23 protein-coding genes and 3 tRNA genes are annotated in these 23,610 nt (G+C 34.8%); 1 reads left to right on the top strand and 25 read right to left on the bottom strand.

Annotation, left to right across the window (positions count from 1 at the left end):
• Positions 1 to 86: 86 nt before the first annotated feature.
• The 17 genes from CIB95_RS10205 to CIB95_RS10125 all read right to left on the bottom strand — a co-directional run bounded on the left by CIB95_RS10205 (position 87) and on the right by CIB95_RS10125 (position 13,985).
• Positions 87 to 1,526 (bottom strand): peptidoglycan DD-metalloendopeptidase family protein, encoded by a 1,440-nt coding sequence (locus CIB95_RS10205; RefSeq protein WP_094924836.1) that lies wholly within the window; start codon positions 1,524 to 1,526, stop codon positions 87 to 89.
• 272 nt (positions 1,527 to 1,798) lie between these two features.
• A tRNA-Phe gene (locus tag CIB95_RS10200) sits at positions 1,799 to 1,871 on the bottom strand.
• 13 nt (positions 1,872 to 1,884) lie between these two features.
• Positions 1,885 to 1,960 (bottom strand) — tRNA-Asp (locus CIB95_RS10195).
• A gap of 28 nt (positions 1,961 to 1,988) precedes the next feature.
• A tRNA-Glu gene (locus tag CIB95_RS10190) sits at positions 1,989 to 2,063 on the bottom strand.
• A gap of 134 nt (positions 2,064 to 2,197) precedes the next feature.
• Positions 2,198 to 3,478, bottom strand: a complete 1,281-nt coding sequence (locus CIB95_RS10185; RefSeq protein ID WP_094924834.1) for an adenylosuccinate synthase — start codon at positions 3,476 to 3,478, stop codon at positions 2,198 to 2,200.
• 173 nt (positions 3,479 to 3,651) lie between these two features.
• Positions 3,652 to 5,010 (bottom strand): replicative DNA helicase, encoded by a 1,359-nt coding sequence (gene dnaB / locus CIB95_RS10180; RefSeq protein ID WP_094924832.1) that lies wholly within the window; start codon positions 5,008 to 5,010, stop codon positions 3,652 to 3,654.
• Between the two features lie 33 nt (positions 5,011 to 5,043).
• Entirely contained in the window at positions 5,044 to 5,487 is a 444-nt protein-coding gene (gene rplI / locus CIB95_RS10175; protein WP_094924830.1) for a 50S ribosomal protein L9, read from the bottom strand.
• Positions 5,484 to 7,457: a DHH family phosphoesterase gene (locus tag CIB95_RS10170; RefSeq protein WP_094924828.1), complete on the bottom strand. Its 1,974-nt coding sequence runs from the start codon at positions 7,455 to 7,457 to the stop codon at positions 5,484 to 5,486. The genes rplI and CIB95_RS10170 overlap by 4 nt, the downstream gene beginning before the upstream one ends.
• Positions 7,458 to 7,473: 16 nt before the next feature.
• Positions 7,474 to 8,418: a YybS family protein gene (locus tag CIB95_RS10165; protein WP_094924826.1), complete on the bottom strand. Its 945-nt coding sequence runs from the start codon at positions 8,416 to 8,418 to the stop codon at positions 7,474 to 7,476.
• A 466-nt stretch (positions 8,419 to 8,884) separates the two neighbouring features.
• A complete protein-coding gene (gene rpsR, locus CIB95_RS10160) occupies positions 8,885 to 9,121 on the bottom strand; it encodes a 30S ribosomal protein S18 (RefSeq protein ID WP_094924824.1) in 237 nt (78 codons plus the stop codon).
• Positions 9,122 to 9,164: 43 nt separating this feature from the next.
• Positions 9,165 to 9,647 (bottom strand): single-stranded DNA-binding protein, encoded by a 483-nt coding sequence (gene ssb / locus CIB95_RS10155; RefSeq protein ID WP_094924822.1) that lies wholly within the window; start codon positions 9,645 to 9,647, stop codon positions 9,165 to 9,167.
• Between the two features lie 21 nt (positions 9,648 to 9,668).
• Positions 9,669 to 9,956 (bottom strand): 30S ribosomal protein S6, encoded by a 288-nt coding sequence (gene rpsF / locus CIB95_RS10150; protein ID WP_094924820.1) that lies wholly within the window; start codon positions 9,954 to 9,956, stop codon positions 9,669 to 9,671.
• A 120-nt stretch (positions 9,957 to 10,076) separates the two neighbouring features.
• Complete coding sequence (gene ychF / locus CIB95_RS10145) at positions 10,077 to 11,177, bottom strand: redox-regulated ATPase YchF (protein WP_094924818.1); 1,101 nt, start codon at positions 11,175 to 11,177, stop codon at positions 10,077 to 10,079.
• Positions 11,178 to 11,209: 32 nt separating this feature from the next.
• Entirely contained in the window at positions 11,210 to 11,809 is a 600-nt protein-coding gene (locus CIB95_RS10140; protein WP_094924816.1) for a DedA family protein, read from the bottom strand.
• Positions 11,810 to 11,893: 84 nt separating this feature from the next.
• The gene (locus CIB95_RS10135) at positions 11,894 to 12,097 is read right to left on the bottom strand and encodes a DUF951 domain-containing protein (protein WP_094924814.1); all 204 of its coding nucleotides are present in this window, start codon (positions 12,095 to 12,097) and stop codon (positions 11,894 to 11,896) included.
• Between the two features lie 5 nt (positions 12,098 to 12,102).
• Entirely contained in the window at positions 12,103 to 12,993 is an 891-nt protein-coding gene (locus tag CIB95_RS10130; RefSeq protein WP_233144112.1) for a mechanosensitive ion channel family protein, read from the bottom strand.
• A gap of 11 nt (positions 12,994 to 13,004) precedes the next feature.
• Positions 13,005 to 13,985 carry a YkvI family membrane protein gene (locus CIB95_RS10125; RefSeq protein ID WP_332893232.1) on the bottom strand — a complete coding sequence of 327 codons (981 nt, stop codon included), beginning with the start codon at positions 13,983 to 13,985 and terminating at the stop codon, positions 13,005 to 13,007.
• A gap of 123 nt (positions 13,986 to 14,108) precedes the next feature.
• Here CIB95_RS10125 and yyaC point away from each other — a divergent pair, with 123 nt between their 5' ends.
• Positions 14,109 to 14,738, top strand: coding sequence for a spore protease YyaC (yyaC, locus tag CIB95_RS10120; protein ID WP_094924810.1), 630 nt, complete (start codon positions 14,109 to 14,111; stop codon positions 14,736 to 14,738).
• On the opposite strand, the gene CIB95_RS10115 is transcribed toward yyaC, so the two are convergent.
• The 8 genes from CIB95_RS10115 to mnmE form a co-directional block, all read right to left on the bottom strand.
• On the bottom strand, positions 14,727 to 15,443 hold the full coding sequence (locus CIB95_RS10115; protein WP_094924808.1) for a DUF554 domain-containing protein: 717 nt from the start codon (positions 15,441 to 15,443) through the stop codon (positions 14,727 to 14,729). The genes yyaC and CIB95_RS10115 overlap by 12 nt on opposite strands.
• 15 nt (positions 15,444 to 15,458) lie before the next feature.
• Positions 15,459 to 16,613 (bottom strand): aminotransferase class V-fold PLP-dependent enzyme, encoded by a 1,155-nt coding sequence (locus CIB95_RS10110; RefSeq protein WP_094924806.1) that lies wholly within the window; start codon positions 16,611 to 16,613, stop codon positions 15,459 to 15,461.
• Between the two features lie 57 nt (positions 16,614 to 16,670).
• Entirely contained in the window at positions 16,671 to 17,519 is an 849-nt protein-coding gene (locus CIB95_RS10105) for a ParB/RepB/Spo0J family partition protein (protein ID WP_094924804.1), read from the bottom strand.
• Positions 17,512 to 18,273 (bottom strand): ParA family protein, encoded by a 762-nt coding sequence (locus CIB95_RS10100; RefSeq protein WP_094924802.1) that lies wholly within the window; start codon positions 18,271 to 18,273, stop codon positions 17,512 to 17,514. The genes CIB95_RS10105 and CIB95_RS10100 overlap by 8 nt, the downstream gene beginning before the upstream one ends.
• Positions 18,274 to 18,417: 144 nt before the next feature.
• Positions 18,418 to 19,254 (bottom strand): nucleoid occlusion protein, encoded by an 837-nt coding sequence (gene noc / locus CIB95_RS10095; protein WP_094924800.1) that lies wholly within the window; start codon positions 19,252 to 19,254, stop codon positions 18,418 to 18,420.
• Positions 19,255 to 19,380: 126 nt separating this feature from the next.
• The gene (gene rsmG / locus CIB95_RS10090) at positions 19,381 to 20,097 is read right to left on the bottom strand and encodes a 16S rRNA (guanine(527)-N(7))-methyltransferase RsmG (protein WP_094924798.1); all 717 of its coding nucleotides are present in this window, start codon (positions 20,095 to 20,097) and stop codon (positions 19,381 to 19,383) included.
• A 14-nt stretch (positions 20,098 to 20,111) separates the two neighbouring features.
• On the bottom strand, positions 20,112 to 22,001 hold the full coding sequence (gene mnmG / locus CIB95_RS10085; protein WP_094924796.1) for a tRNA uridine-5-carboxymethylaminomethyl(34) synthesis enzyme MnmG: 1,890 nt from the start codon (positions 21,999 to 22,001) through the stop codon (positions 20,112 to 20,114).
• Between the two features lie 15 nt (positions 22,002 to 22,016).
• The gene (gene mnmE, locus CIB95_RS10080; RefSeq protein ID WP_094924794.1) at positions 22,017 to 23,396 is read right to left on the bottom strand and encodes a tRNA uridine-5-carboxymethylaminomethyl(34) synthesis GTPase MnmE; all 1,380 of its coding nucleotides are present in this window, start codon (positions 23,394 to 23,396) and stop codon (positions 22,017 to 22,019) included.
• Positions 23,397 to 23,610: the final 214 nt, after the last annotated feature.

Here is a 23,610-nt window from a genome sequence, read left to right as displayed (position 1 = left end):
TTACTGACGTATGACATTCTGTAAAATATTAGCCACCATAATTATGTATAAAGAAAACCTCTAGCACAGAGCCAGAGGTTTTCATTTTATCTTCTTAAATAATCTAATGGATTTAATAAACTTCCATATTTGTATAATTCAATGTGTAAATGGACGCCAGTCGATCTTCCAGTAGTCCCCATTTTCCCAATAGCTTGCCCTTTCATAACAACTTGACCAGGAGTTACATATAGTTGGCTAAAGTGGAAGTAGTGAGATTTAAAACCATTGTTATGGTTGATAACAATATAATTTCCACGCCCATTATTCCATCCGTAAGCTGCAACACTTACTGTTCCATTATCTATAGCTTTAATATTCCTGTTACTAACACCAGCAATATCTATACCTTTATGATATTTCCCCCAGCGCATTCCTTGGTAACTAGTAATTACTCCACCGTATGTTGGCCAAATGAAATCACCTGTTCCACGTGATGGAATTACTTTCGTACCTTGTAGAACAATCTTAGTAACCGGTTCTTTAATTATTACTTCATTAACAATTTCTTTTTCTACCACTACGCCGTTTTCAGTAGTAATAACATAGTCAATTCTCTTTTTACCAAGTTGACCATATTGCTTAACTTTTTCAGTGTTTTTAAACATCGTACTATCATTTTCATACTTTGTTGTGAAGTTAATATCCTCATCTCTTGTAACAGCTTCTGTAACCGTAACTTTAACGTATGGCTCATAATCTGTTACAATCAATTCTTGTCCAATTTGTATAATTGAATTTGTCTTTAAGCCAGGGTTTAGCTCTAGTACTTCACCAACAGTTAAGTTGTAATTTGAAGCTATAACACTAAGTACTTCCCCAGATTCTACAGTATGGATTGTATCTGTTAACGTTCCTTTTTTCAGTAGCTCAATCGCCTGTTCTACCGTTAATATCTCTTCAGGCATTGTACGATCTTCAATTAATGAAACTTTTTCTGACAATGTTACGTCTATTATAGTAGGATCATTTAATTTTGAAGTAATATCATTTGTATTTTTATATTCAAGGTTTTTTAGTTGATCGACAACAGCCTTTGGAGCAAACTCTAGTAACATATTGCGAATAACCGCTTGTCCAGCCGATTCGTTTTCAACGTAACCAATTATCTCTTCATTCACTACTAATGCTGTTGCTTTTACAGCCAAAGAAATTTTATGATTTAATTTAGCAAGAACCTGCTCATTATTAAAATCTAATGAGAATACTTTTTCTGGAACTAGGACTAAATCTTCTTTCACAACAATCTCATAGTTGGGGTATTCATCTTGAATTTGAAGTGACTTATTTTTAACTAGTTCATCTACTAAACTAGTATCATTAACAGTCCCAATTTTTTCACCATCAACATATACATGGTAAACTGTCTTTAATTCCTCATTATATCCCGCTAAAACATTACCTGCTGCTAATGCAGTTAGAAGAAACACGGAAAGTAATAATAAGTTTATTGGTTTTTTTATTATAATCTCTTTAAAAGCATTCACTTATTTTCCCCCTATACGTCCGTTAAGTATCCCCTTTTTATTATCTCTTAACCTGCTATTATTTTCGCACAAACATATCTAATCTCTACTATACATGAAATTGCAACATATGTCTGTTACAAATGTATGACAAAAGCAATATTTCATATTATTACTAACTATATTAGTATTTTAATATATTATACATAACTTAGTATATTATTATTATTTTAATTTTCAGATAAATATTTTTTAATAAAAAAGCAAATCGTAAATGATTTACTTTTCAGAAGTGGCTCGGGACGGAATCGAACCGCCGACACGAGGATTTTCAGTCCTCTGCTCTACCGACTGAGCTACCGAGCCATATATAATTTAATGGCGGTCCCGACCGGGATCGAACCGGCGATCTCCTGCGTGACAGGCAGGCATGTTAACCGCTACACCACGGGACCTAATAGAATCTACTAATGTTAATAAAAATGGTGACCCGTACGGGATTCGAACCCGTGTTACCGCCGTGAAAGGGCGGTGTCTTAACCGCTTGACCAACGGGCCAAATTTATTAACCTTTGTAATAATATCATATTATTTGTCGAATAACAATATTTAATTTTATATTATTATCTACTATTTTTAGAGAGAAATTAAGAGGTAATGAATAGTTACTAATCACTACCTCTTTTTTATTGTTACAATTCTTTTAGAACTATTGTTTGCTCTCTATCAGGACCAACTGAAAAAATTGTTAATGGTATTCCTGTACATTCACTTATTTTCTTTAAGTAGTTTTGTGCATTTGTTGGTAATTCGGAAAAAGTTTTTACATTTGTAATATCTTCTTCCCAACCAGGCATTGTTTCATAAACGGGTTCACATGCATCTAATTCTTTATTACTTGCTGGATAATGGTTAATTGTTTCTCCATTACATTGATATGCTACACAAATTTTTAATTCTTTTAAACCTGTAAGTACATCTATAGAGTTTAATGATAAGTCAGTAATTCCACTTACTCTTTTTGAGTGTCTAACAACTACACTGTCAAACCAACCTACACGACGAGGTCGTCCGGTAGTAGTACCATACTCTCTACCAATATTTCTTATTTGCTCACCAATCTCATTATCTAATTCTGTAGGAAATGGCCCATCGCCGACACGTGTTGTATAAGCTTTAGAAACTCCAACTACATTATTAATCTTTGTAGGTCCTACTCCAGTTCCAATGCTAACGCCACCAGCACTTGGATTTGATGAGGTAACAAATGGATATGTACCATGATCGATATCTAGCATTACCCCTTGTGCACCTTCAAATAATACTTTTTCACCGGCATCTAATGCATCATTTATTAATACTGACGTATCACAGACATATTTTTCAATCTCTTTCCCATAAGCAAGATATTCTTCCAACATATCCTCTTTTTGAAAACCAGGAACCTCATAAACTTTTTCGAAAAGGAGATTTTTAATTTTTAAGTTCTTTTCTATTTTTAATGCAAATTCTTCCTGATCTAGAAGGTCAGCAATTCTAATACCTACTCGAGAAACTTTATCCATATATGCTGGACCTATTCCCTTTTTCGTAGTACCAATCTTATCTTTGCCTTTGCTTAACTCTTCTACTTCATCAAGTTTTAAATGATATGGCATGATGACATGCGCCCGATTACTTATGCGCAAGTTTTCTGTGCTAACACCATTATCATGTAAATATTTTATTTCTTGTAATAAGTCTTTGGGATTTACAACAACACCGTTTCCAATAACGCAAATTTTATCTTTATTAAATATCCCTGAAGGAATTAAGTGCAATTTATAACGTTTATTATTAAAGACTATTGTGTGGCCTGCATTGTTTCCACCTTGGTAACGGGAAATTACATTACATTTTTTTGAAAGAAAATCAGTGATTTTACCTTTTCCTTCATCGCCCCACTGTGTACCAACTACTACTATCCCTGACATACTACCACCTCTTTAATTTTCTTAACCTTTAATAATGTATCATTCCACTAATGCACTGTCAATTATTAAACACGAATATTCACTTATATTCAGTAATTATAGTTCGCCTTTGGTAAAGATGGTTGTATGAAAAAAGGAACTTGAAAAGTTTCAAGTTCCTTTTTACTACTGTATTACGCTGGTGCACCTTGTTCATCACGTTGGTAGTCAATGTTTACGAATTTATTGTATTCTTTCACAAACGCAAGTTCACAAGTCCCGACAGGACCATTACGTTGCTTTGCTATAATTATTTCAATAATATTTTTATTCTCAGACTCTTTATCATAGTAATCATCGCGGTATAAGAAGGCTACGATATCAGCATCTTGCTCAATACTTCCTGATTCACGAATATCAGACATCATAGGGCGCTTATCTTGTCTTTGTTCCACTCCACGTGATAGCTGTGATAATGCAATTACGGGAACTTGAAGTTCTCTGGCAAGTGCTTTTAATGATCGAGATATCTCTGATACTTCTTGTTGACGGTTTTCGCCTGTTTTACCAGAACCGACAATTAACTGTAAGTAATCAATTAATACCATTCCTAAGCCATGCTCTTGCTTTAGGCGTCGGCATTTAGCAATTAGCTCATTGATTCGAATTCCAGGCGTATCGTCAATGTATATACCAGCGTTTGATAAGCTACCCATTGCCATCGTTAGTTTTTGCCAATCTTCTGGTTGCAATTTACCCGTACGAAGTCGTTGTGCATCGATGTTTCCTTCCGCACATAACATACGCATGACAAGTTGTTCTGCACCCATCTCTAAACTAAAGATAGCAACATTTTCCCCAGCTTTTGTCGCTACATTTTGTGAAATATTTAAAGCAAAAGCTGTTTTACCTACTGATGGACGGGCTGCAACGATAATTAAATCATTTCGTTGGAAACCTGCAGTCATTCGATCAAGGTGATTAAACCCAGTTGGTATTCCGGTTATTTCACCTTCACGATTATTTAATAACTCAATATTATCGTAAGCCTCAACTAAAACATCTTTTATTACTTTAAATGTTCCAGTTCTTTTTCGTCGTGATACTTCCAAGATGCTACGTTCCGCTTCATTTAAAATAGCATCTACGCCGTCCTCTGTTGTATAGCCGTTTTTTGTAATCTCAGTTGCCGTACGTATTAAATGACGGAGCAACGATTTTTCTTCAACAATTTGACTATAATATTCAATGTTAGCTGCTGTCGGCACAGAATTTGCTAAATCACTTAAATATGAAACGCCGCCCACTTCTTCTAGAAGCTTTCGATCTTGTAATTCAGAAGTAACCGTGACTAGATCAATAGGCTCACTTCTTTCCGAAAGGGTAATAATGACCTCATATATCTTTTGATGTGCAGCTCTGTAGAAGTCATTTGGTGATAATAATTCGGAAGCAGTCGTTATTGCTTGTGGATCTAAAAATATTGCACCAATAACAGCTTGTTCAGCTTCTATATTATGAGGCGGTGTACGATCTGCAAATAAGTCACTCATTAATTCCCCTCCTTCGGATAATCTCGTTATTTATTACTGCTCTACCACTTGCACTTTTACAGTTGCTGTAACTTTCGAATGAATCTTGATTGGTACATTAGTAAAGCCTAATGCACGAATTGGTTCAGGTAAATCTATTTTTCGTTTATCTATTTTATAACCTAACTGTTTTAGTTCATCTGCAATTTGTTTGCTCGTAATTGAACCGAATAAACGTCCACCATCACCAGCTTTTGTTGCTAATGTAACAGTTAGTTCTTCCATTTTCTCTTTTAGTTTTTCTGCATCAGCTAATTGCTGTGCAGCAATTTCTTCTTCTTTTTTCTTTTGAGCTTCTAAAGTATTTATGTTACCCGAAGTTGCAACTTTAGCAAAACCACGTGGAATTAAAAAGTTTTGTGCATAACCTTCAGCAACGTTTTTTACTTCCCCTTTTTTCCCTTTACCTTTTACATCTTTTAAAAAGATTACTTTCATGACTCTTCTCCTCCTTCAAAAAATTCCTCTATAATCGTTAGCAATTGTTCCGTTGCTCCATCAATTGAAACTTCTTCAAGTTGTGTCGCTGCATTTGTTAAATGTCCGCCACCATTCATTTTCTCCATAATAACTTGAACATTAATCTCACCTAATGATCTCGCACTAATACTGACTGAGTTTTCTTTTGTTTTAGAAATTACAAACGAAGCACTAACACCACTTAAAGTTAGCAGCGTATCAGCTGCTTGCGCCAAGATAACTTTGTTGTAAACTTCCGATTCAAGCCCTTTAGCAATAGCCACTCCATTATTATGGATCGTAGCTCTTTCTACTAATTTTGAACGTTGAACATATTGTGTTTGATCTTCACTTAAGAACTTTTGAACTAAAGCTGTATCTGCATTACCAGCTCTCAAGTATGAAGCTGCATCAAATGTTCTCGCGCCAGTTCTTAATGTGAAATTTTTCGTATCGACGATAATACCAGCCAATAGAGCTGATGATTCAAGCATGTTCATTTTCACACCATTCGGTTGATATTCTAATAGTTCAGTAATTAGTTCGGCCGTTGAGGATGCGTAAGGTTCCATATAAACTAGTACAGGATCTTTAATGAACTCTTCTCCTCTTCGATGGTGATCAATGACAACAACGTGATCTATTTCTTTTAACAATCTTGGTTCAATAACCATAGAAGGTTTATGTGTATCAACGACAACTAATAGTGTATCTTCTGTAGACTCTTCATATGCCTCATCTTTCGTAATGAAGTGAGCCCAAAGTTTTTTATCTTTCTTTAACTCATCAATTAGTTTCTTAATACCAACATGAATATCCTCATCATCCAAGACAATATAAGCTTCTTTTTCATTAGCTTCTGCAACCTTAAGAATACCAATAGCTGCTCCTATAGCATCCATATCAGGATGTATATGTCCCATAACTATTACTTTGTCACTTTGCAGGATTAGTTCTCTTATTGCATGGGAAATAACTCGAGCACGTACTTTTGTTCTCTTCTCAACTGGATTTGTTTTTCCTCCGAAGAAGTTAACTTTGCCTTGATAACTTTTAATAGCTACTTGGTCTCCACCACGACCTAAAGCTAAGTCTAAACTTGACTGTGCTAAATTCCCTAATTCTGGGTATGATCTAACTCCTGTACCTACCCCAATACTTAAAGTTATTGGGACATTCTTTTTATGAGTAGTTTCGCGCACCTCATCTAAGATGGAAAACTTATTTGCCTCAAATGCGCTTAATGTTTTTTGATTAAAAACTGCAAGAAAACGTTCTGATGAAACACGCTTTAAAAATACGTTATGTTCTGTAGCCCAGTTTTTTAATAATGAAGTAACTACACTATTAATGTTAATTCTAGCTTGATCTTCCATTCCTTGAGTAACGTCCTCAAAGTTATCTAAAAAGATTGTTGCAATAACTGGTTGTTCTTCTGCAAATAATTTTTCAATGTTAATTTGTTCATTAATATCAAAAAAGTACAGTAACCGTTCTTCCCGTTTTAAATGAATACGGAAATTTTGTTTTTGTATTTTAATTTGACTATATGACTCCGTACCTTTAATTAACGTATTAATTTCACTTGTTACAACATCTACATTATGTCCAATTAAACTTTCTTCACCAATAAGTTCTGTCATGTATGGATTAGCCCATTCAATATTAAAGTCTTCATCATATAAAATAATTCCGATTGGCATCTCAAGCAATGCCTCTTCCCCAACTTTACGTACCCTATATGAAAGGGTAGATATATAATCTCCTAATTCTTCACGAAAATATGCCTCACTTTTCAAGGCAAACGTAAATAAGAGAACAAGGAATGCTAATCCAATCACTGCTATTATCCAATTATGATAGGCAATAATGGCAACAAAAATAATTGCCAAAATAAAGAGTGCAACTACATGTGAACCATGCCATCTCTTATTAAAAAAGTCAGGCATATTTTCATCTCCTAATTTAACTAACTTTATTTGCGTTAGCGATTTTTGCTTTTAATTCGAAACCTAAATCAATTATACCTAAGATTCTAATGATTGAAAGTAACGGTGCGAATAAAATTGCAAATACAGTAATTGCAATTGGTATTCCCTTGCCACTTCCTTTTGCATGGAAATAAAAATAAATTAAAGTAAAACCTTGAATCATTAAAACAAGCTCAAGTAATACTTGTAAATTAATTACTACAAGATAAAGCGATGAACCTACTTCTAATTGCATAAATGATAATAAAATCACTATTATATAATACCATATGATACTTTTAGGGAAATTCCATTCTCTAAATGGTTTTGCGTCTGGTAATTCACTATAAAATCGCTTTACAATAGGTTTTGCAACCAAGATTGTAATAATTGAAAATAAAATACCCGTCATTATTATTAAACTAGGTATTATGTAAATAGCAACTTCCATTGCATTCTCATAAGCAATAATAACATCTTTATTTTCCTGACCTATAGCTACCATAATTTCTTCAGCAGTTTTTATTGAATCACTCGACATTTTTTCGATAGAGTCAACAATATTAAGGTCGAATATTACAATGCTTATGACATAAATAAGCAAAATGTTTGTAATGTACGTTAATGTAGATCCTACTAATACAACGAAAGATGATAACTTTCTTTTCAATAAGTAGCCGATAACAAGTCCACTACTTGCAAACATAATAGCTAATGGCATAGACATAATAAGCCCTACTGCTAAAGTTAACAATAAAGTACCTACTAGTAAGAAAATACCTGCCTTTAAGCCATGACGTACAGTATATAAGATGAATGGAATTGGTAACGCCCATATCGATAACATACCTAATAAAGGTACAAAAATAGTAAATAATAAAAGCACTATAAATATCGATAATAAAAGTGCGCCTTCTGTTATAATTCGTTGGTTTTTCACTTAATCACCTCATCTAATCTCTACCCACTATTTTAAACCTTGGAATACCTGATAGCAATTAATAAAGAAAAGCTGAGACGACTGGTTAGCGACGTATGAACTGGAATACTTCGATTGAGATAAAGGAAACACAAAGTGTATGCACTTTGATGTTGACTTATCGCAAAAGAGAAGTATGAAGTTAACTAGTCGCTAGGAGTCGAAGCTGGATCAAATAAAGAAAAGCGAGGCGAACGCTCAGCGACGTATAAGCTGGAGCACTTTGTTTGAGATAAAGGAAACACAACAAGTGGAACGAGTTGATGTTGACTTATCGTAAATAAAAAGTGTGAAGATTGCTAGTCGCTGTGAGCCGCAGCTGGATCAGATAAGAAAAGCTGAAGCAATCGCTTAACGGCTTTAATGCCTTCGTATTTAAAGAAAAAAGACCTTTTACCTCGGTGGTAAAAGATCTTTTTTTCATTACTTATTCAGATACATATGGTAATAAAGCCATTTGACGAGAGCGTTTAATAGCTCTAGTTAATTGACGTTGGTATTTAGCTGAAGTACCTGTTACACGACGTGGTAAAATCTTACCACGCTCAGAAATGAATCGTTTTAGTAAATCAACATCTTTATAGTCGATTTTTTCGATTTTGTTTACTTTGAAAAAGCAAACTTTACGACGCTTAGCGCGTCCACCTCTACGTCCGAATGCCATAGTGTTAGCCTCCCTTACTTTTTATTTATATTCCGTTCTAATATTAAAATGGTAAGTCGTCATCTGAGATATCTATCGGTTGACTTCCGCCAGCGAATGGATCATCATCTTGACGATTATTATTTTGGTTATTGTTAGGCTTACGATTCTGATTGTAGTTGTTTTCTTCACCGTATGAAGAACCACCACTTTGCTGCCCACCACTATTTCTTGGCTCTAAAAACTGCACACTATCTGCAACAACTTCTGTTACATATACTCTGCGACCTTCTTGGTTTTCATAATTACGTGTGTTGATACGACCTTCAACTCCAGCCAAACTACCTTTTCGAAGGAAGTTAGCTACGTTTTCAGCAGGCTTTCTCCAAATAACACAATTAATGAAATCAGCTTCCCTATTTCCATCTTGACTAGAAAATGGGCGGTTAACAGCTAATGTAAAATTAGCTACTGCTACACCAGTAGGCGTGTACTTTAGTTCAGGATCTTTAGTAAGACGACCAACAAGAACTACGCGGTTAATCATCAGAATCTCCCCCTTAGAAGATTACTCTTCTTCTTTAATGATCATATGACGGATGATATCTTCATTGATCTTCGCCAAACGATCGAACTCATTGATAGCATCTGCTTTAGCTGCAGTGTTGATTAGCATGTAGAAACCTTCACGTAAGTCATTGATTTCGTAAGCTAAACGACGCTTACCCATCTCTTTCACGTTTGCGATTTCAGCACCGTTATCAGTTAAGATTCCGTTAAAGCGTTCAACTAATGCTTTTTGAGCTTCATCTTCCATGTTTGGACGAATGATATACATAATTTCGTATTTATTCATTATCGTCACCTCCCTTTGGTCTAAGCGGCCCCATAATGGAGCAAGGAGTAATTATTAGTTACTCACATCTAGACATTATAGCAAAGTTATAAAATGAAAACAACTTTATTTTTGACAAGCTTATACATTGAAACGGAAATGGATAACATCTCCATCTTTAACGATGTATTCTTTCCCTTCAAGACGAAGCTTTCCTTGTTCTTTTGCAGCACCCTCTGAACCTGCAGCAATTAAATCATCATAAGACACTACTTCCGCACGAATAAATCCACGCTCGAAATCTGTATGAATGATACCTGCAGCTTGAGGGGCTTTAATACCTTTTCTAAATGTCCAAGCACGTACTTCTTGTACACCTGCAGTAAAATATGTTGCTAGTCCTAAAAGTTGGTATGCTGCTCGAATTAACTTGTTTAATCCTGGTTCAGCTATTCCTAAATCTTCAAGAAATTCTTGCTTTTCATCACCATCTAGCTCTGATAATTCTGATTCAATACGAGCACAAACAGTAATAACTTCTGCACCTTCTTTTGCTGCATATGCTTTAACTTTTTTCACGTATTCATTATCTTCACCTGCAAGCAAATCTTCTTCACTTACATTCGCAACATAAAGTACAGGTTTAATAGTAAGTAAGTGCATACCGTGAATAACTTTCTTTTCGTCATCCGTTAATTCTACACTTCTTGCCGACATTTCATTTTCAAAAGCTGCTTGAAGCTTTTCTAAAACTGCCGCTTCAGCCATCGCTTCTTTGTCTTTTTGTTTTGCCATCTTGCTTACTCTTGTTAATCTTTTTTCTACCGATTCTAAGTCAGCTAATATTAATTCTAAGTTGATAGTTTCGATATCAGAAATTGGGTCGACTTGTCCTGAAACATGTGTAATATTTTCATCATCAAAACAACGCACTACATGTGAAATTGCATCTACCTGCCTAATGTGTGATAAAAACTTGTTTCCTAATCCCTCCCCCTTACTTGCTCCTTTTACTATACCCGCGATATCAGTAAATTCAAACGCAGTTGGAATAGTTTTTTTAGGGACGATTAACTCCGTAAGCTTGTCTAGTCGCTCATCTGGTACTTCAACAATTCCTACGTTTGGATCAATTGTACAGAATGGATAGTTTGCAGATTCAGCACCCGCTTGTGTAATAGCATTAAATAATGTAGATTTCCCTACGTTAGGTAAACCGACAATTCCTGTTGTTAAAGCCATAAATGACACTCTCCTTATTTTAAATAATCAAATTAATAATTACTTTTTTTTATTTTTATTATCATAAATAGAATAATGGTTATAAATGTTACTATTGAAATAACTACTCCATATCGATGGATAAGCTTAATCATTTCTTCCCAATATTCTTCAAACCACATACCTAGAAATATAAAGGTAAGTGACCAAAGCGCTGCACCTAACACAGCGTAAGCAATAAATGTACGATATGACCAATTACTTACACCAGCAATATAAGCACTAAAATGTCTTATTCCAGGCAAGAAATACCCGAAAATGACAGCAACCTTACCAAACCGAGTAAACCATTGATTCAATCTCTTTATTCTTAGCGGCGTTATTCTAGTAAAGCGTTTATACTTAAATAAAAACGGAATACCTAGTTTTCTGCCTATAAAAAAACTTATAGACATTCCGGTAACACTTCCTAGGAAGCAAACAATCAATGTTTGTGTAAATTGGAAATCACCTTGTGCTATTAAGTATCCAGCAAAAGCTAATAATACTTCATCAGGTACAGGTAATCCAATTAATCCGAGAATGAGTGCTATAAATAATGCGATGTAGCCATAATGTGCAATCACATGCATCGCACTTTCTTCTATAGTCAATATCTCACCCTCTTTTCAAACTCACTCTTTTTATCATATAAAAAAACGCTAACTAAAGATAGTAGCGTTCCTCATTTTTTCATATTATTTTTCTTCTTCATGTCTTTTTAGTACTTTTTTCAGCTTTTTTGTAAACTCTTTTCGTGGAATCATTACACTATGTTGACATCCTACACATTTTATTCGGATATCCATCCCCATTCGAATAATCTTCCATTCATTTATTCCACAAGGGTGTGGCTTTTTCATTTCTACAATATCTTTTAAATTATATTGTTTTTCTTCCATATCAGTTACCCCTCTAATGCGTTTCCTTCTTGTTCTTCTTTGCGATTATACATAACAATACGCGGGAACGGAATTTCGATATTTCTTTCATCCAGACGGTTTTTAATCTCTTTTCGCAGTGCACGAGCCGTTTTCCAATGCTCCATAGGTTTTACTTCTGCAATTACGCGAAAGACTACATCCGAAGCACCTAAATTTTGTACTCCTAACAATTCAGGTGGTTTCTGCATCGACTCATATTTGTCTGGTAACTCTTTTAATAAATCATTTATAACGTTTTCTGCTTCATGAATATCTTCTTCATATGCAACTCCAACGTCGACGACTGCAATACTATTATGAATAGAGAAGTTTGTTACTTCAACAATACTTCCATTAGGAATGATATGTAATTCACCAGTCCAACTTTTTATTTTAGTCGTACGAAACCCTATTTCTTCAACAAATCCTTCAAATTTACTAGTTCTAATATAATCTCCAACAGCAAATTGGTTTTCTAAAATAATGAAAAACCCTGTAATAATATCTTTTACTAAATTTTGAGCACCAAAACCTACTGCTAAACCGATTATTCCTGCACCTGCTATCAGTGACTTAATAGGAATATCGAACAACTCTAAAATCATTAATATAGAAATAAAGTAAACCGTATATGTAAGTATGTTCTCAAGTAATTTTACTAAGGTAACTTCCCGTTTTTCTGATAGCTCTAGTACGCCTTTTTTCTTTATTTTAAACATATTTCTAATTGCTGTTTTACCTATTCGAATAACGATAATACTTACTATTATTATTCCTAAAATTTTCAGTAGTAGAATACCTATTTCCGACCATAGTTGGTAGCTGGTCAAGCTTGTTAAAAATTCCTCAGTTGTTGTCTTAATTGTCGCTAACACAATGATCCTCCTTAACTTTTTGCATTCATTGCAATTGGATAAATAATAATCGCTGCTAATATATACAAGTTTAACATGCCGTAAATCGGATATAAAAATGATACTAATGTAGAGAATCCGAAAGTTGTAAATGGCAGCATAAATAAGATAGTTATCCCTGCGACGATCCAAGTCGAAAGTTTTGTCTTCCCTCTAAATCTTGAAGTAAGACCAAAAACTCCGGAAACTGCAGTTGTATAGATTGCTGCCCATAATAGTACTGACATAAATATGATCATAATATAAGGGTATTGCTTCAAAATTGCAAATAATGGAATTTCATAAAACATAATATCATTAGCTACTTTTACTAATGACTCATTATATAGTAGTGATATTCCCCCAAGTATTACGCCACTACCTAAGCTAGCAATCCATATTTCACCTTCTGTTTTTATTTCGCTTCCAACTGCCCCTAATATAGCTACAAGTGGAAGAATATTTAAAGCTGTAAAAGTAAATGCAGCTGGCCAATTTGCTAATTCAACACTTAATGTTAGTTCACTTGCAGGTGTCGTGCTATAAAAAAAGCCTAAGATTGCAATTAAAGAAATACTTAATAACGGTATGAGTATTGCATTTATAGATAAAATTCCTTTTGTATCCCAAAAAAAGATACAAATTACTAGAAGGCTTATTATAGCAATTCCTATAACATAAGGAACATTAACTATCTCTAGCGTTGCACCGCCACCAGCCAGCATTACTGCTGTAGTTGTAAATAAGTATACCATAATCATATAGTCATATATCTTTGTTAATTTTCTACCGACAAGTTGCTCTAATAAAGGAATGTAATGCGTTGTATTTAGTTTTTTACTTATTTTCATAATAATAGTACAACAAATGCTAAAACAAACTGCAAAGATAGTAATAGCGAGTCCACTTTCAGGGCCAAAAAATTGCCAAAGTTCCCTTCCAGAAGCATATCCTGCTCCTATTATTGTCCCCATAATTAGGAACATCCATTTTAATCCTGACAACCACATATAAATCTCCTCTTTTCTTTTTCATAGACGTATAGTTTTCTTCCTTCGTCCGTATACTGTTACTACTATTAAAAAGGGGTGAACCATATGAATTTTAAAGATAAATTCATACGTAGAAAACCGGACACTCAGAAGGTTCACTACGAAGAAAACAAATCGAGTATTGCCGTTGCAAATGCCCTATTTTCTTTAATTTCAAGCAAACATAAGAAAAACATTGTTTTTGTTTGTATTGGAACAGATCGATCAACTGGGGATTCTTTAGGTCCTTTAGTTGGAACCAAATTAAAACAAAAGTCAGTTATTCCTTATCATGTATATGGGACATTGGAACAACCTATTCATGCAGTTAATTTGGAAGAAAGCTATAAAAAAATAAAAGAAAAGCATCCAACAGCTATAATAATAGCTATCGATGCTTGTTTAGGTAGATTTAAAAGTGTTGGATATATAACTATTGGTAAAGGCGCGATTAAACCTGGTGCTGGCGTTCATAAAACATTACCAAGTGTTGGCGACATTTATATTAACGGCATTGTCAATATTAGTGGAATGATGGAGTATTTTGTCTTACAAAACACTAGATTACACCTTGTTATGTCGATGGCTGACGTAATATCTGAAGGCATCCAGCAAGCTTGGTTAATGCATGAACAACAAATTCAGCAAAATGAAATTCCTTCTTTATCAGCTATTAATAAAAGATTAAAAGAATAGTCCTTCCATATAGTAAAGTCCAGTAACTATTAAAGCTACAACGATGATTGCTGGAAGTAAGTTTGCTACTTTAATCTTTGTAATTCCTAGTAAATTAAGCCCTATAGCCATAATCATAATCCCGCCAGTTGCAGTCATTTCTTTAATGAATGAGTTCATGATGGCTTCTGGAACTATTTTCTCAATTTGAACAGCGAATAGGGCGATAAATCCTTGGTATAAAACGACTGGAATAGCAGAAAAGATTACACCAATACCTAATGTGGTAGTTAAAAACAAGCTAGTAAATCCATCAATTAAAGACTTTGTGTAAAGAAGTGTGTGATCCCCTCGAAGCCCACTATCAAGGCTCCCTAATATTGCAAGAGCTCCAACGACAAAAATAAGCGTTGCCGTGACGAATCCTTTAGCAACAGAACCTTCCTCTTTTGCACCTATCTTTCTTTCGAGCCATAAGCCTGCATCATTTAATTTTCCATCTAACCGCCAAAGCTCTCCTAATATAGCACCTACAACTAAACTTCCAATTACAATTAAAAATTCTTCACTCTTGAAAGCCATTTGCATACCAAGAACGATTACAGCAAGTGATATACCTTGCATTACTAACTTTTTAATGTCCTCAGGGATTTTCGTTAGAACTTTTCCAAGCATTGTACCTGCAATAATAGCTAATCCATTTACAATTGTACCTAATAGTACCACTCGTGTTACCCCTCTCTATGTCAATAAACCATCTCTTATTTCTATTATTGCTTCAATAAATGTATCGATTTCTTCTATAGTGTTAGATATACCAAAGCTTACCCTAACTACACCTGAAGATGCTGTTCCAATTGCTTCATGTGTTAATGGAGCACATTGTTTTCCTGCGCGAACAGCAATATTGTAATGTTGATCTAATATTATAGCAATTTCTTGGCTATCTACCCCATTTAATGTAAAGGGAATTACTGCAAGCCTTATTTCCTCTATTGGTGGACCATATATTTCGATATCTTTTATATTCGAAAGTTTTTTCAGACAATACTCCGTCAAATTCCACTCATGTTCAAAGATATTTACGAGCCCTTTCTCGTCTACATAACGGATGCCCGCACTCAAACCTGCTATTCCTGCGCTATTTAACGTTCCACTTTCATATCTTTTCGGTAAAATACTCGGTTGATCATCCAATTCAGCAAAATTACCCGTTCCACCATGGATAAGAGGTGTTAATGATATATCGCTATTAATTAATAACCCACCAGTCCCTTGTGGTCCAAGCAACCCTTTATGGCCTGTGAACGCTAAAAAATCAATTTTCATTTCATTCACATCTATCGGTAAAACTCCAGCAGTTTGCGAGGCGTCAACAATTAAAACTAAATTATTTCTTTTAGCCAATTCACTTATTTTCTTTAAAGGTGTAATAGCGCCGGTAACATTAGATCCATGTGTTACAACAATGCACTTTGTCCGGTGATTAATAGCTTTTTTTATTTCTTTTTCACTTATTAGACCACTTTCATTAGGTGATACATATGTAATCGTAATTCCATTTTCTTTCTTCATATATTCTAAAGGTCTTCTCACTGCATTATGTTCATAACTTGTTGCAACTACGTGATCACCTTGTTGAAACGGAAACCCTTTGATTGCCTGGTTCAGTGCCATTGTTGCATTCGCATAAAAAATAACCTTTTCTACTTCTTTCATCCCGAAAAAGTTTGCTACTTTTTTTCGCGCTTCATCAATGACAGCAGCTGTTTGACGGGCATATTTATGGTTCCCTCTGCCTGGGTTTGCACTATAATTCGTTAATGTATGAGTAATAGCTTCAATTACCGACTTTGGTTTAGGAAAAGTTGAGGCTGCTTGGTCAAAGTAAATCACTATGAAACACTCTCCCTCTCTTTAACAAATAAAGGATAAACCTCCGATAAGGATGGTTTATCCACGTTGCAATAGTTCTATAATTCTTTCTAAATCATCTTCAGAATAAAATTCTATTTCAATCTTACCTTTTTTCTTCGATTTACTAATTAAAACAGGTGTGCCAAATTGCTCGCGAAGGTAGCTTTCCGTTTCTTTAATGAAGATACTTTTATCTTCCTTCGTTTTCTTCTTTGTTTCACGTGAAACATTTTCATTAATTTTTTTTACTAATTCCTCTAGTTGTCGGACATTTAAACGTTCTTTAATCGCCTTTTCTGTTACCGGAACGATTTTTTTACGGTCTTTTAAGCCTAGTAATGCACGTCCGTGTCCCATTGATAACGTTTTATCTGATAAAAGCGCTTTTACTGCAGCTGGTAGATTGATAAGTCGTAAATGGTTTGCAATATATGGCCGGCTTTTCCCTAAGCGCTTAGCTAGTTCCTCTTGTGTTAACCCGCTAGCATCCATAATTGCTTGATATGCTTCTGCTTCTTCAATTGCATTTAAGTTTTCACGTTGTAAGTTTTCAATAAGCGCAATTTCGCGCATTTCGTCTTCTGTAAACTCTTTTATAACAACTGGAACCGTTTGTAAACCAGCTTCCTTTGAAGCACGAAAACGTCGTTCACCAGCTACAATCTCGTAGCCTCTAATACTTTTACGAACGATTAATGGTTGAATGATTCCATGCTGTAGAATAGATTCTTTAAGTTCTTGAATAGCTTCTTGATCAAACTGCTTTCGTGGTTGGTACGGATTCGGCCGTAGTTCACTTAAGCTAACTTCAATAACTTTGTCATCATCTTTAATATCAGCATCTGCAAAAAATGCACCTAACCCTTTACCAAGTCCTCTAGACACTCACCATCACTTCCTTTGCTAAATCAAGGTAGACTTCTGCTCCTCTAGACTTTGGATCATATACAACAATTGGTTTGCCGTGACTTGGCGCTTCACTTAAGCGGACATTTCTCGGGATAACCGCATTATATACTTTATCTTGGAAGTATTTTTTCACTTCATCAATAACTTGAATACCTAGGTTTGTTCTTGCATCTAACATTGTAAGTAATACACCTTCAATTTGAAGATCCTTATTTAAATGCTTTTGTACTAAACGAACGGTATTTAGTAACTGACTTAAACCTTCTAGCGCATAATATTCACATTGTACTGGAATTAAAACTGAATGTGATGCTGTCAAAGAGTTAATTGTTAATAACCCTAATGAAGGTGGGCAATCGATAAAAATGAAATCATATTTATTTGCTATTGAATCTATTGCTCTCTTAAGTCGAACTTCACGTGAAATGGTAGGAACTAACTCGATTTCTGCTCCAGATAGCTGGATTGTCGCAGGAACGATATCAAGTGTATCGATTTCTGTCTTCAAAATAGCTTTTTCCATTTCAAGGTCTTCTACTAATACGTCATATATGCAATGTTGTACATCAGCCTTATTAATTCCGACACCACTTGTGGCGTTACCTTGTGGATCAATATCTATTAAAAGTACTTTCTTTCCTAAAGTTGCAATTCCCGCTCCTAAGTTAACCGAAGTTGTTGTTTTTCCAACTCCACCTTTTTGGTTTGCAATTGAAATAATTTTCGCCACAATTACACCTACTTTCCTAAATAAACGCTTCTTTTTATCATGTGTAAATCTATTATAATATGAGAATACGTTATTTTGTTAACGAAAGGTAAAAAAAACTAAAAAAAATATTCTATCTAAACAAATTAGATAGAATATTTATAATTATTTTGGTATTTTTATAGTAAATTGATAAAAATCTTCAAACTCTTCTTCATCTGTGTTGATGGATAAACCTGTTTGCTTAACCATTCCTATTGATTGACGCACAGTATTGATCGCTAATCTAGTATCTCTACTAAATGCTCTTCTTTTTTGCTTCGGTTTTTCCTTTTTCTCTGTGAGCTGCTTAACACGGTCTTCTGTTTGCTTTACATTTAGATGTTTTTCAAGGATTTCTCCTAAAACTTTCTCTTGTAGTTCAGTTTCTTTTAGCGGAATTAATGCTCTAGCATGACGTTCTGATATTTTCTTAGAAAGAATTGCATCTTGGATAAGTTGAGGCAATTTTAATAATCGTAATTTATTAGCAATTGTTGATTGGCCTTTACCTAACCGTTGTGCAAGTGCTTCTTGGGTCAGACCGTGAAGCTTTAATAACTTATCATAAGCTAAAGCTTCTTCAAAAGCTGATAATTCTTCACGTTGAATATTCTCAATTAGTGCTACAGATGCAGTTTGCTTATCATCAAAATCTTTAATGATTGCAGGTATTTTCTCCCACCCGAGCTTAGTTACTGCACGGAAGCGACGTTCACCAGCGATAATCTCAAATTTATCATCTATCTTACGAACAACGATTGGCTGGATAATACCGTGGGTTTTAATTGTTTGAGACAGGTCTTCAATTTTATCATCGTCAAAAACAGTTCTTGGTTGATAGCGGTTAGGAACAATTTCACTAATGAGAAGTTCCTTTACTTCTTCATTTCCTATCTTTTCCTCTGATTTATCAATTTGTTGTTGTCCTTGTTGAAACAAATTAGAAAAACGTTGCTTCATGCAACCACACCACCTTTATAAAACTCCTATGTATACAATTCTAGGAATAGGTGTGACATTCCTTCTTTGTAACATAGCATTACAAAAAATATGAGAGAAAATGTTTCACATGAAACATTCCCTTCTCTATGTTATTGGATTTTTGTTCGGAGTTCCAGCTTTTCGCGGATATTTCTTTGGCGATTGCTTAATTTTTTTTATTTTAGCAATGTTTCTTTCACTTTTCTCGATAGGAAGCTCAAAAGTAAATACTTCTTCTACTTCCCCACCTAATACGGAAATAGCGCGCTTTGCATCTTCCACTTCTGTTAAGAACTGCGCACCTTTCATTGCAACGAACACTCCACCTACCTTAACTAATGGCAGGCATAATTCACTCAACACTGACAATCTAGCCACCGCTCTTGCCATAACTAAATCAAATGACTCTCGGAAATCTTTATTTTTAGCAAACTCTTCAGCTCGTGCATGATAAAAGAAAACATCGCTTAAGTTTAATTGCTGAGCAAGTTCATTTAAAAATGTAATTCGCTTATTTAATGAATCGACAATTGTGACTTTTAAATGCGGAAAACATATTTTAAGTGGAATACTTGGAAAACCAGCTCCTGCGCCTACGTCACATATAGACATCTCTTTCGTATAGTCCACATAAAAAGCTGCAGAAATAGAGTCATAAAAATGTTTTAAATAAACTTCTTCTTCTTCTGTGATAGCCGTTAAATTCATTTTTTCATTCCACTCTACAAGCAATCGATAGTAAGTTTGAAATTGGTTCATTTGCTCGTCTGTGAGATTAATCCCTAATTCAGCGAGCTTATCTTTAAATGTTTGTTTATTCATAATGCCTCCATTGCCTAATCATTGCTTACTTTTGCAATTTTCCCTTGCTCTAAATAGATAAGTAAAATAGAAATGTCTGCAGGATTTACTCCTGATACCCGAGATGCTTGACCGACAGATAAAGGTTTTACTTCTTTTAGCTTCTGTTTCGCCTCTGTAGCTAGACCATTAATTGCATCATAATCAATGTTTACAGGTATCTTTTTGTTATCCATTTTTTTCATTTTTTCTACTTGAGCAAGTTGCTTCACAATATATCCTTCATATTTTAATTGGATTTCAACTTGTTCAGCTACGACAGCATCAACTAATTCTTCAGATGGTACGATTTGATGAATGTGGTCATAAGTCATTTCAGGACGGCGCAATAAGTCTGCTGCTAAAATACCATCTTTTAATTCTGCACCACCAGCATTTTTAATGATTTCTTGCACTTCTGCTGTAGGTTTTATACGTACCGAAGCTAGTCTTTCCATCTCTTTTGCAATCATTTCTTTTTTTGCTTGGAAATTATCATATTTATCTTGCTTAACAAGACCAATATCATAGCCAAGCTCAGTTAAACGCAAATCTGCATTATCATGACGCAATAATAAACGATATTCGGCACGAGATGTTAGTAAACGATAAGGTTCATTCGTTCCTTTTGTTACTAAATCATCGATCATTACACCGATATAAGCTTCAGAACGATCTAATATTACTGGGTCTTTTCCTTGAATTTTTCGAGCAGCATTAATTCCTGCCATGATCCCTTGACCAGCCGCTTCTTCATATCCAGATGTTCCATTTAATTGACCAGCAGTAAATAAGTTAGGTACCGCTTTAGTCTCCAATGATGGCCACAATTGTGTTGGAACAATTGCATCATACTCAATAGCATAGCCGACACGCATCATTTGCGTATTTTCTAAACCAGGTATTGTTTTTAACATTTTTTCTTGAACATCTTCTGGCAAACTCGTCGATAAGCCTTGCACATATACCTCTCTAGTATCTCTTCCTTCTGGTTCTAGGAAAATTTGATGACGAGGTTTATCGTTGAAACGGACAACTTTATCCTCAATTGATGGACAATATCGCGGTCCAGTGCCAGCAATCATTCCTGAAAACATTGGCGAACGATGTAAGTTTTCGTCGATTAATTGATGCGTTTCTGGGCTTGTATACGTTAACCAACATGGAATTTGATCCATAATGAATGTTTTCGTATCAAACGAGAACGCTCGTTCAACGTTATCGCCTGGCTGAATTTCCGTTTTTGAGTAATCAATTGTTTTACTATCTACACGTGGAGGCGTTCCTGTTTTAAAACGCTCTAACTGAAAACCTAATTCTTGCAAATGCTCAGAAAGCTTAATAGATGGCTGTTGGTTGTTAGGTCCGCTTTCATACGCTAAGTCACCGACGATAATTTTACCACGAAGAAATGTACCAGTAGTTACTACGACAGCTTTGGCATCATAACGAGCACCAGTTTGCATAATAACACCTTTACATTCTCCATCTTCAATAATTAAACGTTCAACCATCCCTTGACGAAGTGTTAAATTCTCTTCCTCTTCTAACGTCTTTTTCATTTCATGTTGATATTTAAATTTATCAGCTTGTGCTCTTAAAGCACGAACTGCAGGACCTTTACCTGTGTTCAACATTTTCATTTGAATATGAGTCTTATCAATAACACGACCCATTTCTCCACCTAAAGCGTCAATTTCTCGAACTACAATTCCTTTTGCTGGTCCACCTACAGATGGATTACAAGGCATAAAAGCAACCATATCAAGATTAATTGTTAATACAAGTGTTTTTGCACCCATTCTTGCAGATGCTAAGCCTGCTTCACAGCCAGCATGACCTGCACCAACAACGATGACATCATAATATCCACCGCTATATTCCATTATTTATACCTCCTATTACTTACCTAAACAAAATTGTGAAAATAATTGGTCAAGTAAGCTCTCGTGAACCGTGTCACCCGTAATTTCACCTAATGTTTCCCAAGCTCTCGTTAAATCAATTTGGACCATATCTACAGGAATTCCACTTTCAATTCCGTTTATTGCTTCTTCTACTGCAATTTTTGCTTGATTCAGCAAACCTACATGACGAGTATTTGAGACATATGTTGCGTCTTTAGCATCAATACCTGTCGTGAAAAATAATGAAGCAATTGCATTTTCTAATTCATCTATTCCTTGCTCTTGCAATAAAGAAGTCGTAACAACAGGGTGTTCTCCTGCTAATTGCTTTACTTTTTCCATATCTATTTTTTGTTCTAAATCCATTTTATTGACCATGACAATAACATTCATGTCTTTGACCACTTCAAATAATTTCTCATCATCTTCTGTTAAAGAATCACCGTAATTTAATACTAAAAGAATTAATTCCGCTTCCTTAAGCACTTGACGGGATCTTTCAACCCCAATTTTTTCTACGACATCTTCTGTTTCTCGTATCCCTGCCGTATCAAGTAATCGTAAAGGAACTCCGCGAACATTAACGTACTCTTCAATAACATCACGCGTTGTTCCCGGAATATCAGTAACAATCGCTTTATTTTCTTGCGCTAAACTATTTAATAACGATGATTTTCCAACATTCGGGCGTCCGACAATGACAGTTGAAAGACCTTCTCTAAGTATTTTCCCTTGTTTTGCCGTTATTAACAGTTTTTCTATTTCATCTCGAACAAAACCAGCACGATCCAATAATAGATGATGCGTCATTTCTTCCACGTCATCATACTCTGGATAATCAATGTTTACTTCAACATGTGCTAAAGTTTCGAGTAAAGCTTGGCGTAGTTTACTAACTAGCTTAGATAACTTTCCTTCCATTTGCCCAATTGCAACATTCATTGCTTTATCCGTTTTTGCTCGAATTAAATCCATGACTGCTTCAGCTTGTGATAAATCGATGCGACCATTTAAGAAAGCACGCTTTGTGAATTCCCCTGGTTCAGCTAATCTAACTCCTAATGAAAGAATAGTTTCTAATACACGATTTACAGATACTAGTCCCCCATGACAATTTATTTCAATGATATCTTCTCTCGTAAAAGTTCTCGGACCTTTTAAGACTGATACCATTACTTCCTCAATCATTTGCCCATTACTTGGATCAATGATTTTCCCGTAATGAATTGTATGTGTATCTACTTCTGTTAAGTGATGTTTCCCTTTAAAAATGACATTTGCTTTTTCAATTGCTTCATCACCAGAAATTCTTATAATCGCAATTGCTCCTTCACCCATTGGAGTGGAAATAGCTGCAATTGTATCTGTATTCAAAACGTTCACCTCCAACATACCTTTTGTAAAACTTCATTTACAATGAAAAATTCTATATAAATTCACTTCTATAAATTTTCTAAATTAAAGTTATACACAGTTCTTCTAAGATAATAGAATACCACATTATTAACATCTACAAAAGCTATCGATTCTATGTTTATCCACAGTGGAAAACTTATTATTATTTTCTGAACAACCAATATTTTATCCA

The organism is Lottiidibacillus patelloidae, assembly GCF_002262935.1.
GTDB lineage: Bacteria > Bacillota > Bacilli > Bacillales > SA5d-4 > Lottiidibacillus > Lottiidibacillus patelloidae.
Note: the sequence above shows the minus strand (reverse complement) of the source record. Positions and strands in the feature narration are given on the sequence as shown.